The organism is Actinobacillus minor NM305 (assembly GCF_000175195.1).
GTDB classification, from domain to species: Bacteria; Pseudomonadota; Gammaproteobacteria; order Enterobacterales; family Pasteurellaceae; genus Haemophilus_A; species Haemophilus_A minor.
Genome location: NZ_ACQL01000194.1, coordinates 1 through 362 on the forward strand (window position 1 = coordinate 1; position 362 = coordinate 362).

2 tRNA genes are annotated in these 362 nt (G+C 43.6%); both read right to left on the reverse strand.

Features of this window, described 5'->3' with window-relative positions:
- Positions 1-100 precede the first annotated feature (100 nt).
- A tRNA-Ala gene (locus AM305_RS11750) sits at positions 101-176 on the reverse strand.
- 61 nt (positions 177-237) lie between these two features.
- Positions 238-314 (reverse strand) — tRNA-Ile (locus AM305_RS11755).
- Positions 315-362 lie beyond the last annotated feature (48 nt).

Sequence of the window (362 nt, forward strand, 5' to 3'; positions counted from 1 at the left end):
AGCTTGTTTCCAATTTTTTAAAGAACAAAAAGACAATTTCCTTTCGGATAATCATCATATTTAAATAAACAGTCATCACTGTTCGCTTAAATATGATGATTGGTGGAGATAAGCGGGATCGAACCGCTGACCTCCTGCGTGCAAGGCAGGCGCTCTCCCAGCTGAGCTATATCCCCAATTCATCACATCACTTCTAGCTTTCACTCATTTCCGTTCAATACACGTTCAAACATTGAGTGGTGGGTCTGAGTGGACTTGAACCACCGACCTCACCCTTATCAGGGGTGCGCTCTAACCACCTGAGCTACAGACCCAAAAGGATGTTCGTTCTCTTTCTTGTCTACTTCCTATCAAACAATCTG